General features: G+C 62.4%; 13 protein-coding genes. 4 read left to right on the top strand and 9 right to left on the bottom strand.

The genetic code is table 11. From position 1 onward, the window contains the following. Positions 1-338 precede the first annotated feature (338 nt). On the bottom strand, positions 339-1,379 hold the full coding sequence (locus ABCW43_RS22625) for an SMP-30/gluconolactonase/LRE family protein (RefSeq protein WP_345928617.1): 1,041 nt from the start codon (positions 1,377-1,379) through the stop codon (positions 339-341). A gap of 348 nt (positions 1,380-1,727) precedes the next feature. Here ABCW43_RS22625 and ABCW43_RS22620 point away from each other — a divergent pair, with 348 nt between their 5' ends. Next, on the top strand, positions 1,728-3,650 hold the full coding sequence (locus ABCW43_RS22620) for a methyl-accepting chemotaxis protein (protein WP_345928616.1): 1,923 nt from the start codon (positions 1,728-1,730) through the stop codon (positions 3,648-3,650). Between the two features lie 33 nt (positions 3,651-3,683). On the opposite strand, the gene ABCW43_RS22615 is transcribed toward ABCW43_RS22620, so the two are convergent. Next, positions 3,684-4,616 (bottom strand): GlxA family transcriptional regulator, encoded by a 933-nt coding sequence (locus tag ABCW43_RS22615; RefSeq protein ID WP_345928615.1) that lies wholly within the window; start codon positions 4,614-4,616, stop codon positions 3,684-3,686. A gap of 97 nt (positions 4,617-4,713) precedes the next feature. Between ABCW43_RS22615 and ABCW43_RS22610 the strand changes: the two genes are divergently transcribed. Continuing rightward, a complete protein-coding gene (locus tag ABCW43_RS22610; protein ID WP_345928614.1) occupies positions 4,714-5,859 on the top strand; it encodes a DJ-1/PfpI family protein in 1,146 nt (381 codons plus the stop codon). Between the two features lie 53 nt (positions 5,860-5,912). After that, positions 5,913-7,142, top strand: a complete 1,230-nt coding sequence (locus ABCW43_RS22605; RefSeq protein WP_345928612.1) for a flavin-dependent oxidoreductase — start codon at positions 5,913-5,915, stop codon at positions 7,140-7,142. Positions 7,143-7,159: 17 nt separating this feature from the next. Here ABCW43_RS22605 and ABCW43_RS22600 read toward each other — a convergent pair whose 3' ends face one another. The 7 genes from ABCW43_RS22600 to ABCW43_RS22570 form a co-directional block, all read right to left on the bottom strand. Continuing rightward, positions 7,160-8,602 carry an amidohydrolase family protein gene (locus ABCW43_RS22600; protein WP_345928610.1) on the bottom strand — a complete coding sequence of 481 codons (1,443 nt, stop codon included), beginning with the start codon at positions 8,600-8,602 and terminating at the stop codon, positions 7,160-7,162. A gap of 79 nt (positions 8,603-8,681) precedes the next feature. Continuing rightward, a complete protein-coding gene (locus ABCW43_RS22595; protein ID WP_345928608.1) occupies positions 8,682-9,065 on the bottom strand; it encodes a hypothetical protein in 384 nt (127 codons plus the stop codon). Beyond that, the gene (locus ABCW43_RS22590; protein WP_345928606.1) at positions 9,062-9,922 is read right to left on the bottom strand and encodes a DODA-type extradiol aromatic ring-opening family dioxygenase; all 861 of its coding nucleotides are present in this window, start codon (positions 9,920-9,922) and stop codon (positions 9,062-9,064) included. Before ABCW43_RS22590 ends, ABCW43_RS22595 begins: the two co-directional genes overlap by 4 nt. Before the next feature lie 39 nt (positions 9,923-9,961). Further along, complete coding sequence (locus ABCW43_RS22585; RefSeq protein ID WP_345928605.1) at positions 9,962-11,146, bottom strand: CaiB/BaiF CoA transferase family protein; 1,185 nt, start codon at positions 11,144-11,146, stop codon at positions 9,962-9,964. Between the two features lie 9 nt (positions 11,147-11,155). Continuing rightward, positions 11,156-11,968, bottom strand: coding sequence for a citryl-CoA lyase (locus ABCW43_RS22580; protein ID WP_345928603.1), 813 nt, complete (start codon positions 11,966-11,968; stop codon positions 11,156-11,158). Between the two features lie 21 nt (positions 11,969-11,989). Continuing rightward, a complete protein-coding gene (locus tag ABCW43_RS22575; RefSeq protein ID WP_345928601.1) occupies positions 11,990-12,565 on the bottom strand; it encodes an NADPH-dependent FMN reductase in 576 nt (191 codons plus the stop codon). A 128-nt stretch (positions 12,566-12,693) separates the two neighbouring features. Further along, entirely contained in the window at positions 12,694-13,509 is an 816-nt protein-coding gene (locus ABCW43_RS22570; protein ID WP_345928599.1) for an IclR family transcriptional regulator domain-containing protein, read from the bottom strand. Positions 13,510-13,629: 120 nt separating this feature from the next. Between ABCW43_RS22570 and ABCW43_RS22565 the strand changes: the two genes are divergently transcribed. Further along, a complete protein-coding gene (locus ABCW43_RS22565) occupies positions 13,630-14,898 on the top strand; it encodes an amino acid ABC transporter substrate-binding protein (RefSeq protein ID WP_345928597.1) in 1,269 nt (422 codons plus the stop codon). The last annotated feature ends 5 nt before the right edge of the window (positions 14,899-14,903 follow it).

Below are 14,903 nucleotides of genomic sequence, written 5' to 3'. Positions count from 1 at the left end.
CATGCGTTCTGCTACCATCCTCCGGGTCAATTCTGCCATAGAGCGCCCATTTGATCGTCTTCAATCAGCTGATCTGATCTCTGCGGGCCGCTACTTCACCGGAATTCTCCTCGGCCCGTACGGCGCCCAGCATTTCACCCACAGCAAATTCCACCATCACACAAAGTGAGGAAGACCCGTTCTTTGGGCTTTCCGCCGGAAAGACGGAGTAGATATCGCGGCGTCCGGTCTAGCTCGGCGCCGCTGACGAGTATCGCAAGGCTACGGCGTGGCGATGCGGATTGCCGGGGAAAGCGGCCGGACCTGACGGCCGGCCGCTTCGGAATTCGTCGCGGTGATTAAACGGCGCCGCGGGTTTCCACGTAGATCGCGTAGACCGAGTGGCTGCTCGCCATATAGAGGCGGTTCTTCTTCGGGCCGCCGAAGACAAGGTTCGGGCACCGCTCCGGAAGCTTGATGAAACCGATCGCCTTGCCGGCCGGGTTGAATATCTTGACGCCGTTCAGATCGTCGGGCCTGGCCCCTGCAGCGCCGTTCGATCCCCAGCCGCACCAGAGATTGCCATCGATATCGATCTTGAAGCCATCGAGACCGCCGTTGTCGTCGGCCGTCACCAATGCCGTCTTGTTCGACAGCTTCACGCCGTCTGCGCCGACATCGTAGCTCCAGATCATGCGGAATGGCGATGCGCGGCCTTCGACGATGTAGAGCTTCTTTTCATCCGGCGAAAATGCGAGGCCGTTCGGGCCTTTCAGCTCGTCGGTGACGAGGCCAAGCTTGCCGTCTGGCGATATGCGATAGACGGAGTGCGGCAGCTCCGCCGTGGCCTTCTCGCCCTCCCACTCACCGGCGATGCCGAAGGGCGGGTCGGTGAACCAGATGGAGCCGTCCGATTTGCAGACGATATCATTCGGGGAGTTGAGCTTCTTGCCGTTGTAGTTGTCTGCGAGCACAGTGATCGACCCGTCATATTCGGTGCGGGTGACCCGGCGTGTCAGATGTTCGCAGGAAAGCAATCGGCCCTGGCGGTCGCGGGCGTGGCCGTTGGCATAGTTGGAGTTGGCGTTGTAGACGCTCCAGCTCTCGTTGGCCTCGTCATAGCGCATGACCCGATTGTTCGGAATGTCGCTGACGAGCAGATAGCGCCCGTCGCCGAACCAGACCGGACCTTCCAGCCAGCGAGCACCAGTTGCGACCTGTTCGAGCGAGCTACTGGCGACGCGATATTTCGCAAAGCTCGGATCGAGGATTTGGATCGCCGGATCGGGATAGATGGGGCTCGGCGTAAAGCCGATCGCTTGCGCGGACGCCATTTTCGGGAAGGTGGTAGCCAGGGCGGCCGCTGAAAGCGTCATGATGTTGCGGCGTGAAAAATTCACGTTGAAGTCCTTTGATTATGGATAGTTGATTTCATATCAATTTTGCCCGGTTTAACGGGGAACCAAGACCATGGTCCGCCTCCCAATTAAAGGCAGTCCATTGTGCGCCGCAACAAACAAGATTGCCTTCTGCCGCCGTTGGTTAAGCAGTGGTGAAAACCACCGGGAGGTCCGTATTCGCATTTGATGCGCTGCGGCAAGGGTAAGATTTTATTATGAAAAAGCGCCTATGACGAACGGAGGATCAAGTTCGATCACCATGCGCATGATGTGCACCGTCCGGCACGGCTCCGGCATTTTTCACTTTTCAATGCACTGTCGTCCTTTCAGCGTTTTTTGAGGTATCTGATGCTCAAGAATTTAAAGATTAAAACAAAATTTCTGATGGCGATTGCCATTCTCGCGGTTATTTCGCTGGCAGGCCTGATGTATGTCACCAGCAGGTTCAGCGCCGCCAACGAGGCCTATTCCGGTTTTCTGCAGAAGGAAAGCAACGCAGCGACCTTCGGACCCCGCGGCGCTGCCGGCATGTGGACCGCAACGACATGGCTCAGCCGCGCGCTGGCCCAGGACCCAGCAAGCGCGGCTTTCCAGGATCTGTCCGGCCGGTTTTCCAAGGAATTTGCCGGCGCCCGTGACCGGTTGACCCAGATCCCGGCGCTGGTGCCGAGCCGCAAGGCTGCGATCGACGAACTGCTTGCCGGCGCCGACGCGCTGAAGGTAGTCGGCGACGATCTTCTCAAGGCCCATACCGCAGGCGACCAGGAAAAGGTTCGTACGCTTTCCGCCAAGCTCGACCAGGCGATCGTCGATCTCTCGCCGAAATTCGGTGCCAATAACGGCGCCATGGCCGAAATTCTCAACAACGGCGCCAAGACGCTGAGCCAATCGGTCTCCAGCACGATCACCTATGCGATCTGCGGCATGCTTCTAGGCATCGCGATCGCCGCCGTCCTGTCCATGACCATCGCCCACCGAGGCATCACCGCTCCGATGGCCCGCCTGCGTGAGCGCATGGCTTCGCTGGCTGCCGGTCAGACGCAAGCTGCCATCGATGGTCTCGACCGCAGGGACGAAATCGGCGAAATGGCCAAGGCCGTCGCCATCTTCCGCGACAACGCTCTGGAGCGTGCTCGCCTGGAGCGGGAAGCCGAAGACAATCGCGGCCTGTCCGAGCGCGAGCGCAGGGAGCGCGAAGCCCAGAAGACCCGCGAAGCCGCCGAGATCAAGTTTGCCGTCGACAATCTGGCGGAAGGCCTTAGCCATCTGTCGGACGGCAATGTGTCCTATCGCATCGAAAAGCAGTTCACCTCGACGCTGGACGGTGTCCGCAACGACTTCAACGCTTCGGCCACAAAGCTGCAGACGGCCCTGGAGCAGGTGGCGGAGAATGCCCGCAGCATCCAGGCCGGTTCGGCGGAGATCAAGGCAGCCGCCGACGATCTGGCCAAGCGCACCGAGCAGCAGGCAGCTTCCGTCGAGGAAACCGCCGCGGCTCTCGAAGAAATCACGACCACCGTGAAGGACGCCACCAAGCGCGCTCAGGAGGCCGGCGCGCTGGTTGCCCGCACCCGCAGCGGCGCCGAGAACTCCGGCGACGTCGTCCAGCGTGCCGTCAAGGCGATGGAACAGATCGAGAAATCCTCGGGCGAGATTTCCAACATCATTGGTGTCATCGACGATATCGCCTTCCAGACCAATCTTCTGGCATTGAACGCCGGCGTTGAAGCGGCCCGCGCGGGCGATGCCGGCAAGGGCTTTGCCGTGGTCGCCCAGGAGGTGCGCGAACTCGCCCAGCGCTCCGCCAAGGCCGCCAAGGAGATCAAGGCGCTGATCACGACATCGAACGAGCAGGTCAATGCCGGGGTGCAGCTGGTGGGCCAGACCGGACAGGCGCTGGTAACGATCGTCGCGGAAGTGCAGGAAATCAACCGGCACGTCAACGCGATCGTGGAGTCAGCCCAGGAACAGTCTTCGGGCCTTCAGCAGATCAATACGGCCGTCAACCAGATGGACCAGGATACCCAGAAGAATGCCGCCATGGTCGAGGAATCGACCGCCGCAAGCCATGGTCTCGCCCGGGATGCGGCATCGCTCAACGAACTGCTGGCCCAGTTCAAGCTGCCCGGTCAGCGCCACGTACCGCGTCCGGCCGATCACCGCGACACGCCGGCTGCCTCGCCGGCCCGCAATCTGGCCCGCAGGGTTGCCACGGCCTTCTCCGGCGGCTCCGCGGCCGCTGCGGTCAGCAACGATTGGCAGGAGTTCTAGGCGCGTCTTTGACCGGCAATCTGCGTCCGGGCGCTACCTGTACCCACGCCTTAGCGCCTGCGGCGGCTGTCCCAGGCTTCTCAGGAACGCCCGCCGCATTCGCCCGGCGTCGCCGAAACCGGCGGCCTCGGCAATATGTTCGAGCGGCGCGTGGCTGGTCTCGACCGCGATGCGCGCCGTTTCGAGCCGCAGGCGTTCGACAGCCTTGGCGGGCGTCGTGCCGGTTTCGGCTGCAAACGCCCTGGCAAAGTTGCGCGGGCTCATCGCCGCCTGGTCGGCGAGGCGCTCGACGGTCAGCCGCTCGGCCAGATGCTCGCGCATCCAGCCGATCAGTGGCAAGAACCTGCCCGTGTGTCCCCCGAGATCGACAAGCGCTGAAAACTGCGACTGGCCACCGGGCCGGCGCTGATGAACGACGAGCTGTTGTGCCGTTCTGCGCGCAATGTCCGCGCCCAAGTCATCTTCTATGAGAGCAAGCGCCAGGTCGATACCGGCGGAAATGCCGGCCGAGGTCCAGACATGACCGTCCTGGACATAGATGCGGTCGGCGTGCATTTCTATCTTGGGGTAGCGGCGGGAAAAGTCATGCGAGCTGCCCCAATGGGTGGTGGCACTGCGCCCATCAAGCAGCCCGGCTTCGGCGAGCAGATAGGCCCCGGAACAAACGCTCGTCACGCGCCTTGCGCTCGTGCGTTTCAGCCATTCGAGAATTTCGTGCACCGCCGCCATGGAGCGGATGATCTCGCCGCCCGAGATCATCACGGTGTCGAACGGCCCATCCGCAAGCGGGGCAGCCGACAGTTTGAGGCCTGACGAGCTCTCGATCTCGCCGCCGCCCGGCGCCATCAGCACCAGTTCATAACTCCCCGGCCGGAATCGCTCCGCCATTTCGAAAGCCGACGTCGGCCCGGCCGCATCGAGAAGCTGAAAACCCGGATGCACCACGAGAGCGATTGTGCGAGCCATGGCGGTTTTTGCCCGATTAATGTCATTTCAGTCAGACGATAGCAGCGGTAACTTTGCCTGCAAACAGATGCAACCGATCGATCGGGCGAAACTAATCATGACGTGGCGGTTTGTTCTTACAGGCGGACTGGGGCTTGTGGTGGTCTTCCTGGTAGTCGCTGCGGCCTGGATAATCTCTCTGCCGTCTGCTTCTTCAGCCGGGACCGTCAAACCTATTCCCGGCGAGGAGACACGCGCTACGGTCGAGGCCTTGAAGCCGCCCAAACGCGTCCGTCCCCTGATCGCCATCGTCGGCATCAACGACGGTACGGAGGTCACCGACTATCTGATGCCCTACGGCATCCTGCGCCGCGCCGATATAGCGGATGTCGTAGCACTGGCGACGCAGCCCGGGCCGATGGCGCTCTATCCAGCACTGAAGGTCGAGCCGCAGGCGACGATCGAGGATTTCGACAGGCAGCATCCGGAAGGTGCCGATTACGTCATCGTCCCGGCCATGGTGCGCGAGGATGATCCGGCAGCGTTGGGCTGGATCAGGAACCAGGCGGAAAAAGGTGCGATGATCGTCGGCGTCTGCGTCGGCGCCAAGGTGGTTGCTGCCGCCGGCCTTCTCGACGGCCGAAAAGCCACGACCCACTGGTATTCGCTGGACGCCATGCTGCGGGAACATCCCAGCATCCGCCATGTCGCGGACCGCCGCTTCCTCGTCGACGGTCGCGTTGCGACGACGACAGGCATCAGCGCCTCCATGCCGATGTCGCTGACGCTGATCGAGGCGATTGCCGGGCGTCAGAAAGCCGAGGCTGTCGCGGCCGATCTCGGCGTCGCGAATTGGGATGCGCAACACGACAGCGGCGCCTTCAGATTCACGCGGCCCTTCGCATTGACGGCAATCGGCAACTCGCTGGCCTTCTGGGGCCGGGAAACGCTCGGCATCGAGCTGTCTCAAGGCGTGGATGAAGTTTCGCTCGCTCTCGTCGCGGATGCCTGGTCGCGCACCTACCGCTCGCGCGTGATGACCTTCGCAGCCGGCGCGGATGCGGTGGAGAGCCGCAGCGGCATCCGCATCATTCCCGACGAGATGACCGCATCGACAACGCGCGTGCCCGGCGCGCCGCTTGCCCGCAAACCGGCGGAAGCGCTGGATGAGACGCTCACCGCCATCGCCGAGCGCTATCGGGAGAACACGGCCAATTTCGTCGCCATGCAGCTTGAATACAGGAGACGAGTGACGCCGCAGTAGATGCTCGCGGCCTGCAGTTTCGTGCGTCTCGAAACGAGAGGAAGGAACCAGTCATGAAGGCAGTCATTGCAGGCGCCGGCATCGGCGGATTGACGACCGCGCTTCACCTCCACGAGGCCGGGATAGAGGTCGAGATCTTCGAACGTGCCGACGAAGTTCGCGAACTGGGAGTCGGCATCAACATGCTGCCGCATGCCGTGGCCGTGCTGGCCGATCTCGGGCTGCTGCCTGGCCTCGACGCTGCGGGGATAAGGACGCGGGAGCTGATTTACACCAACCGTTTCGGCCAGGTCGTGTGGCAGGAACTGCGCGGCCTGGATGCCGGCCAGGAGGCGCCGCAGATCAGCATCCATCGCGGCAAGCTGCTCGGCGTGATCCACAGGGCGGTCACCACGCGTCTCGGACCCGATGTGATCAGAACCGGCTGCCGGGTGGACGGTTTCGAGCAGACGAAAGACGGGGTCGTTGTTCATCTCGGCGGACACGACGGATGGCGCGGCACGGCGCATGGGGACCTGCTGATCGGTGCCGATGGCATCCATTCCACGGTCCGCGCGCTGCTTTATCCCGATGAAGGGGCGCCGATCTGGAGCGGGATCATGCTGTGGCGCGGCGCCACGCGCTGGCCGATCTGGCGCGACGGCCGGACGATGGCGATATCAGGCGGCAATTTCGCGAAATTCGTCTATTATCCGATCGAAGCCGATCCGACGGAGCCTGGCATGCGGCTGACGAACTGGGCCGTGATGGCCAAGGTGGGGGAGGCGGGCGCTACGCCGCTGCGCCGCGAGGATTGGAGCCGGTCCGGTATCCCGGGCGAGGTGCTGCCCTTCGTGCGCGATCGTTTTCACCTCGATTTCGCCGATCCCGCCTCCATCATCCAGTCAACCGAGAATTTCTACGAATATCCGAATTGCGATCGGGAGCCTTTGCCCCGCTGGTCGCTCGAGCGGGTCACCCTGCTCGGGGATGCGGCCCATCCCATGTATCCGGTCGGCTCCAACGGCGCGAGCCAGTCGATCCTCGACGCCCGATGCCTTGCCGGGCATCTTCGGACGCAAGACGAAATCGAGGCGGCTCTTTTTTGCTACGACGCCGAGCGCCGGCCTGCCACGTCGGAAATCGTGCTGGCGAACCGCCGGGGCGGACCCGAAGGCGTCATCGACATGGTCGAGGCCCGAGCGCCCGACGGTTTCGACGATGTCGACGCGGTGGCCTCGTTCGAAGAACGCCAGGCGGTGGTCCGCGGCTATGCTTCGCTCGCTCGTGGGCGGAACCGGTGAGCAGGGTGGCGGATCACTCAGAACAGATCCGGCCTGATCCCGGCAGCATCCAGCAGGAAGTCGCGGCTTGCCTCCAGTTCCGACCTCAGCCTGGCGATGTCATGACCCAGCAGCGTGCCCTGCCATTTGCGGATCTTGCCGGCGCAAAGCACCGTCGAGACGTTCGACCGTTCCATCAGCGTGACGACGGCGCCGGGGACGTGGTTGAGCGGGGCGACATTGATGGCATTCGCATCGAGCAGGATGATGTCGGCTTCCTTGCCCGGCGTCAGCGTGCCGGTCTTGTGGTCGAGCTTGAGGCCCCGCGCGCCTTCGATCGTCGCGAAGCGGATCACGTCGATCGCCGACAGCAGCTTCGGATATTCCTCGCCGCGCAACGCCTTGTCGTTCGCCAGCATCCGCTGCAGCGTGATCGCCGAGCGCATCTGCGTGAACATGTCGGCGGTCATGGTGCATTCCACGTCCGTCGACAGGGACGGTTGAAGACCGAGGTCGAGCGCCTGTTGCAGCGGCGGATTGCCGTGGCGCATCTGCATCTCGATAGGCACCGAAAGCGATATATGCGAGCCCGCATCGGCGGCGCACTTCCAGGCCGTGCCGCTCATGCCGGTCATGTGGATGAAGATATTGTCCGGCCCGAATTTTCCGGCCTCCGCCAGCTGGTCGAAGATCGGCTGCATGCCGAAGGTGCCGACCACGTGCAGCGCGATCGGAATGCCGAGCTCGCGGCCGAGCGCCCAGGCCTCCTCATGGAACGGCAGATAGATTTCGCCGCCCATGACCATGGTCAGCAGCTGGTCGTCGCTCGCAAAATGCTCGGCCTTGATGCGTCGCGCATCGCCCGGATATTTTGCCGCGTCGCCCCAGCCTTCGAAATATCCGAAAACGCCGCGCCGCCCGGCATCGCGCAGGGCAGAAACGGCGGCATCCGAATGCTCCGGCGAATGATGGATCTGGCTGACATCCATGACGGTCGTCACCCCGGCGTCGATCTGGGAAAGCCCACCGAACAATTCGGAAATGTAGACATCCTGCGGCCGGTAGAGCACGGAGAACTTCTGGAGCATCCATTCGTAATAGTTGGCAGCACTTTCCGGCCGCCCGTCATTGATCAGGATCGCGTCGGCAAGCAGGCTTCGGAGCGCCGTCTCGAACTGGTGGTGGTGGGTGTCGATGAAGCCTGGCATGACGACCATGCCCGAAGCATCGATAACTGCGGCCTCCGGCGCGTTGATCGAGGCGGCGACCTCGACGATCCGCGAGCCGCGGATGAGCACGTCGCCCCTGGCAAAATTGCCGACCGCGCCGTCCATCGAAAGCACCGCACCGCCGCGGATCAGAGTAAGGCGATCGGGATCGCCGACGCCCACGGGCATATTTGCCGGCGCGGCGACGACCTTGCCGGAGCCGCTACCGAGTTCCGCCGGCGCATGCGCCCGGTTGTTGCAGAATCTGCACATGGTCTTCCCCTCCCAGCCTGAAATGATGATGCCCTCCGTTGCCGGTGCGGCGGCGGAGAGCTTCGCTACGACCCGTCTCTCAGCGTGCGGCTGCCTGCCACAGCGCTATCGATGGGTAATCCTTGCCGTTCCAGTGCTTGAGCTTTTCCGCGAATTCGCGCTGGAAGGAGAGGGGACCGTGCTTCGCCATGTAATCCTCATCGTAGATGGCGATGAAGATCGTCAGCGAAAGGAAGAAATGTGCGCCCATCTCGAACAGCGCCACATAGTCGTGGTTGATGAGCGCTTCGCGTTCCGCATCGGTGAGGGAGTTGACGGTCGAGAGCTCAGCATCGTTCAGCTTCGGGCCGATCGACTGTTCCCAGCTGGCGACGAGCGAGCGCGGGTCTTCCTTGTAGCGACGCAACAGGTCCGGGTCCCGGTCGACGGTGAAGAGGAACTTGTTCACATAATACTTGCTCATGCGTCTGCTCCTTCCGGATACCAGGTGAAATAGGCCTCCATCGTGTGGAAGAGGTCGAGATTGTCATGATAGGCGGTCGGGATCGGCCCTGCGATGCCCATCATCAGGATCAGGTCCATGAAGCCATGGGTCGCGTTGCCGCTTTTCGTCATGCTGTCATGTGTCACATTGGCGAGGATTTCCTCGATATTGCCGGTCGACAGCCATTCGATCGCCTTGCGGTCGAATTCCGGGTCCGGCCCCGTTTCCTTGAACTGGCGCGGACCGCCAAGCTCCAGCGACAAGTGCCCGCTGCCGACGGCGGCGATGCGCTTGTCGGAGGGGAATTCGTCGATGATCTCGCGGATGGCGCGGCCGAGATCCCAGAAGCGCTTTGGCGAAGGCAGCGGCGGCGCGAAGATGTTGGTGTAGATCGGCACGACCGGCAGGTCGGCATCGGGGCGTGTGGTGATGATCGGGCAGATGATCGAGTGGTCGAGCTTCAGCTCGTGGCTGAAGGCGAAGTCGAAACCGCGGTCCATCAGGCCCTGATGCATGAAGTTCGACAGTTCCTCATGGCCTTCCAGCACATATTTCGGGATGCCGAATTCGCGCTCTTCATTGTAGAAGGTTGCATCGTAGCGCGGCGCCTTGCCGATCAGGAAAGTCGGATAGTTGTCGAGGAAGAACTGGTGGAAATGGTCGGCGCCGACCATGACCAGGATGTCCGGCTTGGCGCGGGTCAGCGTTTCGCGATAGGCCTCGACCTTGCGCTTCCATTCCGCCGCCTGCGGCATCTGCTGTTCCGGCGGCATGGTCGTCGCCTTCAGGTAAAAAGGGTGGTGGGTGGTCGCAAGGACCGCTGCCAGGGTTGCCATCTTCTCCTCCGAATCTGTCCCGTCTATTAGACTGAATTTTTACTGCGCCGCAGCCGCCGTCTGCGTTTCCAGGGCCGGCCAGGCTGCCGGATCGCTTTGCAGTGCCGAGCGGATCTCGTCTCCGTGCTGGTTGACGACAGGCGCGGCCCTCACGGTCCTTGCGTGTTCCCCATCGAAGGAATAGGCGGGCCGAACCGTCTGCTCGGCACCTTCGATACGGCCGGCGACCGGCACGAACATTTCCAGATGCTGCGCCTGGGGATCGTTCAGCACATCGGGGATCGTGTTGATCGGTGCGAAGGGCACGTCGAACTTCGAGAAACGCTCCACCCATTCCGGCCGGGTCCGGGTCGCGAAGATCGCGTTGAGCTCGGCATTCAGCGCGTCGTAGTTGTCGATGCGCTTCAGCCGCTGCGAGAACCGGTCGTCCCTGGCAAGTGCCTCACCCTCGATCGCCTCGACCAGTGCATCCCAGAACTTGTCGAGCGAGGAGAGGTGGAAGGCGAACAGCTTGTCGTCCTTGCAGCGCACGATGAAGGCCTGCGCCAGGCGGGGGCGATCGACGCCGCTCGGCTCTTCGCCAAGCGCGAAATAGCCCATGAACGGTTCGACCGCGAAATGCATCATCGCCTCGATCATGGAAATGTCGATACGCTTGCCCTTGCCGGTGCGGCCGCGTTCGATCAGCGCCGCCGAAATGCCGAGCGAGGCATAGATGCCGGTGATCGCGTCGGCGAGCGCCGGGCCGATGAAGCGCGGCTGTTCAGGATCGATGGAGACGCTGAGGAAGCCGCTGACGGCCTGGGCGACGGAATCGTAGACCGGCCGCTGCGCATAGGGGCCGTCCGGACCAAACCCGCTGATCGAGCAGTAGATCAGCTTCGGATTGATCTTCGACAGCGTCTCGTAATCGGCCCCGATGCGGGCAGCCGCGCCGGGCCGGAAGTTCTGGATATAGACGTCGGCCTGGGCAATCAGCTGGTAGAAGATTTCGCGGTCCGCGTCGCTCTTCAGATCCAGCCCGATCGCCCGCTTGTTGCGGTTATAGGCCTGGAAATGGGCGCTGTAGAAACCGGTCTTGAAGCTGCGATAGGGATCGCCGTTGCCGGCGGATTCGATCTTGATGACGTCAGCCCCGAGATCGGCGAGCATCATCCCGGCGCAGGGACCGGTAATGAACGTGCCCTGCTCGACGATGCGGATTTGGTCCAAAGCTTTCAGCATGTCCGGGTCCTAGTTCTCGTTTGCCACGAAGCCGTCAGGGGCCGGGCCGTCGTATTCGATGGCGCCGGCAGCGGCGGCGGACATGATGAAGCCGATCGGCCTTGTCTGTTCTTCGAGCAGGTGGCCGATCAGTCCGGCGGTGCGGGCAAGAAGCGGCACGCCCTTCAGGGCGAGCAGCGGGTAACCGGCATCGAGCAGCACACAGGGAATGGCGCTCGACACGTTCATGACCAGCCGCTTGCCGATGATCTCGGGGATGAGCCTTTCGACCGTCTTGGCGATCTCGCAATGAACGCCGGCGACGCCGAGTTCGCGGGCTATCGCGAGCAGGCGTTCGGCGCGCGGGTCATGCCCCTTGTGAAGGGGATGACCGTAACCGGGCACCGGCTTCTTCTGTTCCTTGCAGGCGCGCAACAGCTTTTCGGCAGCTGCCTCCACCGAACTGCCGCTCGCCTCCGCCTCTTCGCGGATATCGCGGAAGAAGGCACCTGACGTCTCGGAGGCTCCGAGAATGACCGAACCGCAGCCGAGAAGGCCGGCGGCGACAGCGCCCTGAACCGCTTCCGGGGAGGCGGCGAGCGTCATCCGCGCCGCCTGCACGCTCGGCACCAGGCCATGTTCGGCGATCGCCACCAGCGTCGCGTCGAGCATGCGGCGCTGTTTCTCGTTCGGCAGCGATCCGGCGACCAGCAACCAGGTATATTCCGTGAAGGAAATCGAGCCGATGAGATTGTCCACGAGGTCGTGGCCGCGGACGATGATCGTTTCCGGGTTGGATGTGCAGATCGCCTGGTATGGCGCCGATTGCTTGCCGATTTTCATGCTGATATCCTTGAAGAATGGTTAGGCTGCAGCAGTCGCCTTGTCGGCGAAGCGGCTGGCCCATCGATCGAATTGATCCATGAACTGCTGCAGGAAGAGACGGGTTTCCTCATTGGTCACGTCGCCTTCCGGGGTGATCAGCCCAGGCGTGAGATGGATGAAAGCTTCCGGCAGCCCCATCACGGCAACGTCGAGGCAGCCGAGAATGGCGCGCAGGTGCTGCTGTGCCGCCGCGGTGCCGATCCGGCCGTAGGAGGCGCCGGTGATCGCCGCAGGCTTGCCGGCCCAGACGCTGCTATCCCTCGGTCTCGATCCCCAGTCGATGGCGTTCTTCAGCATCGCCGAGATCGAGCGGTTGTGCTCCGGTGTCACGAAAAGCAGCGCATCGGCTCGCCTGATCTCGGCTTTCAGCCGTTCGACCTGCGGGGGAGTGCCTGCATCCAGAATTTCCTGGTCGAAGATCGGCAGATCACGGATCGTCACCCATTCGAATTCCATGTCGGCTTTCGCGAGCTTCGTCAGAGCAAGGGCCAGCAGCCTGTTCAGCGACGCTTGCCGCGCGCTGCCGACGATGACGGCGACTTTCAATCGCGCCATGAAATACCTCCCGTGCCAGTCTCAAAATTATTCGCTTGGCGAATTTATATTCGTATAATGAATTTCGATGACGCGAAGTGTCAAGCCCTGTCGCGGAGGCTCGCGAAAATTTAGGAAGGCAACGTGGATCAGCGGGTGGCGGGGTTCGCCGGCGCCAGTGAATGCACGAGGGCGGGGAAACGGCTGAACAGCTGCGAGAGCCGGTTGGCCGCAAGCCGCAGTTCCGGAAGGCGCTGCTCGACCAGTTCCTCCGGCGTCAGCCGTGGCGTGTAGCCAGAGCTGTTGATCGCACAGACGACCCGTCCGGTATTGTCCTTGACCGGGACGGCGAGCGCCGTGATGCCGTAATCGAGCTGGTCGACGGTGATCGAATAGCCCTTGGCGCGGGTCTCAACCAGGATTTCGCGGAGTTCGGCCTCGTCGGTCACCGTGTAGTCCGTCAGCTTCACCGGCGTATAGGCCTCAAAAAACCGGTCCATCTCCTCTTCCGCAAGAGCTGCCATCAACACCCGGCCCATCGAGGTCGCGTAGGCCGGATAGGTGACGCCGAGGCTGGCATTGCGCCTTACGCCGCGGCTTTCGGAAAGATGGGCAATGTAGAGCACGTTCGTGCCGTCGAGCACGGCCATGTTGGCGGCATCGCCGAAAAGCGAGGTGATCCGGTGCAGTTCGGGAGTGACCGCTTCTTCGACATTGAAGGCGTTCAGGTAGGCGGAACCGAGGGTGAGGATGCGGGGAGCGAGGAGAAAATGCTTGTTGTGCCGGCGGATGAAACCGAGCGCCTCGAGCGTCAGGACATTGCGCCGGACGGTGGCGATCGACATGCCGACCTTGCGGGAAAGCTCGGCCAGCGTCATTTCCGGGTCCTTGGCGTCAAAAGCCTCCAGAACCGACAATCCTCGTGCCAACGCCTCGACGAACTCGGGCGAATTGCTGTCAATCATCGGAAATTCTCCTGCTGTACGGCATTTCGTTCGCACACGGGATTGACAAGCGCAAGACCTGCTGCCTATCGTTATGCGAATATTTATTCTGCTAGCGAATTTTCTTGGGAGGGAAAAGCTATGAAGACAAGGCGTCAGTTTCACAAGCTCATGGCGGTAACGGCTGCGGGTCTTGCCGCGCCTGCAATCCTGGGCAGCAAGGTATTCGCGCAGGACAAGCCGATCCGGGTTGGCGCCAGCGTGTCGCTCACCGGTCCGCTTGCGAGCACCAAGAACGGCCAGATCGGTTACGAGCTCTGGCGAGACGATGTCAATGCGGCAGGCGGCCTTCTCGGCCGCAAGGTCGAACTGGTCATCTACGACGACCAGAGCAGTGCCGCCAACGTGCCGGCGATCTATTCGAAGCTCGTCGATGTGGACGCCTGCGACGTGTTGTTCTCGCCCTACGGCGCCAATCTTTCCGCGCCGGTCATGCCCTTCATCAAGCAGCGCGACCTGTTCATGATCGGCATGTTCGGCCTTGCCGGCAACGATGTCGCCAAGCACGACAAGTTCTTCCACAGCGGCCCATGGGGACCGAACTCCGGCCGAGATTGGGCCCGCGGCTTCTTCGACCTTGCCAAGGCGCAAGGGGTCAAGAAGATCGCCATCATCAATGCCGATCTGGAATTTTCGAAAAACGCCGCCAAGGGCGGCGCGGAAGTCGCCAAGGAATACGGCATGGAGATCGTGTTCAATCAGAGCTACCCGCCGAACACGTCCGACTTCTCCTCGATGATCCGCAATATCAATGCGGGGGATCCGGAGGCGATCTTCATTGCCTCCTATCCCGCCGACAGCACGGCGATCATCCGCGGCGTCAAGGAAATCGGCATTTCCGACAAGGTGAAACTCTTCGGCGGCGCCATGATCGGCCCGCAATACGGGGCGCTGCTCGGTTCGCTCGGTCCCGAACTCAACGGGCTCGTGAACTCGCATACCTTCGTTCCGGAGCCGACCATGCAGACACCGGCGATCAAGAGCTTTTTCGACCGGTACACGCCGATTGCCGTCAAGCAGGGTGTCGATCCGCTCGGTTTTTACATTCCGCCCTTCTATTATGTCGCCGGCCAGCTGGCGGCGGCCGCGATCACCGGTTCGAAGTCGGTCGATCCGGCCAAGATGGCGGCCTTCCTGCATGCCAACAGCGTCGATACGATCGCCGGCAAGATCGCCTTCAACGAGATCGGCGACTGGAAGGAACGCCGCGTCCTGATGGTGCAGTTGCGCGGCATCAAGGGCAACGATCTCGAACAGTTCCGCAATCCGGGCCATCAGGTCATTCTCGACCCGCCGTCCCTGAAGACAGGCGATCTCGCCGGACCCTACAACAAGGCGCGCGCCAGCTAATCCCT

Source organism: Neorhizobium tunisiense, assembly GCF_039631515.1.
In the GTDB taxonomy this organism is placed as follows: domain Bacteria; phylum Pseudomonadota; class Alphaproteobacteria; order Rhizobiales; family Rhizobiaceae; genus Neorhizobium.
This window is presented reverse-complemented; position numbering and strand designations above follow the sequence as displayed.

Coding starts and splice junctions, on each gene's coding strand:
- ABCW43_RS22620 (WP_345928616.1), top strand. CDS start 1,728: ATGCTCAAGAATTTAAAGATTAAAACAAAATTTCTGATGGCGATTGCC.
- ABCW43_RS22615 (WP_345928615.1), bottom strand. CDS start 4,616: ATGGCTCGCACAATCGCTCTCGTGGTGCATCCGGGTTTTCAGCTTCTC.
- ABCW43_RS22610 (WP_345928614.1), top strand. CDS start 4,714: ATGACGTGGCGGTTTGTTCTTACAGGCGGACTGGGGCTTGTGGTGGTC.
- ABCW43_RS22605 (WP_345928612.1), top strand. CDS start 5,913: ATGAAGGCAGTCATTGCAGGCGCCGGCATCGGCGGATTGACGACCGCG.
- ABCW43_RS22600 (WP_345928610.1), bottom strand. CDS start 8,602: ATGTGCAGATTCTGCAACAACCGGGCGCATGCGCCGGCGGAACTCGGT.
- ABCW43_RS22595 (WP_345928608.1), bottom strand. CDS start 9,065: ATGAGCAAGTATTATGTGAACAAGTTCCTCTTCACCGTCGACCGGGAC.
- ABCW43_RS22590 (WP_345928606.1), bottom strand. CDS start 9,922: ATGGCAACCCTGGCAGCGGTCCTTGCGACCACCCACCACCCTTTTTAC.
- ABCW43_RS22585 (WP_345928605.1), bottom strand. CDS start 11,146: ATGCTGAAAGCTTTGGACCAAATCCGCATCGTCGAGCAGGGCACGTTC.
- ABCW43_RS22580 (WP_345928603.1), bottom strand. CDS start 11,968: ATGAAAATCGGCAAGCAATCGGCGCCATACCAGGCGATCTGCACATCC.
- ABCW43_RS22575 (WP_345928601.1), bottom strand. CDS start 12,565: ATGGCGCGATTGAAAGTCGCCGTCATCGTCGGCAGCGCGCGGCAAGCG.
- ABCW43_RS22570 (WP_345928599.1), bottom strand. CDS start 13,509: ATGATTGACAGCAATTCGCCCGAGTTCGTCGAGGCGTTGGCACGAGGA.
- ABCW43_RS22565 (WP_345928597.1), top strand. CDS start 13,630: ATGAAGACAAGGCGTCAGTTTCACAAGCTCATGGCGGTAACGGCTGCG.